Origin of the sequence: Parapedobacter soli, from assembly GCF_025460835.1 — a bacterium.
Taxonomy (GTDB): Bacteria; Bacteroidota; Bacteroidia; order Sphingobacteriales; family Sphingobacteriaceae; genus Parapedobacter; species Parapedobacter soli.
This window is the reverse complement of the sequence record NZ_JAMXAY010000144.1, coordinates 1-867: the sequence shown is the minus strand read 5'-3', so window position 1 is coordinate 867 and position 867 is coordinate 1. Positions and strand designations below refer to the sequence as shown.

Below are 867 nucleotides of genomic sequence, written 5' to 3'. Positions count from 1 at the left end.
GAATATTGGAAGTTTTAAGGAAAATATCGACAGATCGGCAATTACCTGTGCAGCGTAGACGTCCCATGATGAGTGACCTGGAGGTCATTAGCCTGGGTTTGACAGCTGAATATATGAGTATTGACAGTGAGAACGACCTTTTCCGAAAGCTTCCATCCTGTTTGGCTTGTAAAATCGACCGAACGGTATACAACAGGAGAAAGCGTAGATTGATGCCCTACCAAAATACGATTCGTCTGAAACTTGCCGAATCGTTCAATAATTCCGAAGATATATTTATTGTGGACAGTATGCCATTGGAAATCTGTAAGATTGCCCGTAGCTCCCGCTCGAAGATCTGTAAAGAAGAACTTTACAGCGGACCAGCCAAAGGATATTGTGCTTCGCAAAAGACGTACTATTATGGCTATAAGCTTCACGCAGTATGTTCGTTAAAAGGTGTTTTTCAGGCTATTGATCTCACACCAGCGAATGTACACGACATTCATTTCCTGGATGATGTACGCCATCAGCTCTCAGACTGCACCCTTCTTGGCGACAAGGGTTATCTGTCCGCAGCGGTACAGCTGAACCTTTTTGAATATGCGAATATCAGGCTAGATACGCCGAAAAGAAGCAATCAAAAGGGATGTAAACCTCAATTTAGTCTGTTCAGAAAATCAAGGAAGAGGATAGAAACTTTGTTCTCACAGATGTGTGACCAGTTTATGGTAAGACGTAATTATGCAAAGTCTTTTGACGGATTCAGAACCAGAATATTGACAAAAATTACCGCAATGACAGTCATTCAATACATCAACAAAAATATATTCAACAGAAATATTAACAATCTAAAAATAAGCATTATTTAAAATGCACAACGGGTTA

Annotated in this window: 1 protein-coding gene; it reads left to right on the top strand. The window is 40.3% G+C overall.

Going from position 1 to position 867, the window contains the following annotated elements; translation table 11 throughout:
- Nucleotides 1-2 precede the first annotated feature (2 nt).
- Nucleotides 3-851 (top strand): IS982 family transposase, encoded by an 849-nt coding sequence (locus tag NGM62_RS21935; protein WP_262250437.1) that lies wholly within the window; start codon nt 3-5, stop codon nt 849-851.
- Nucleotides 852-867 lie beyond the last annotated feature (16 nt).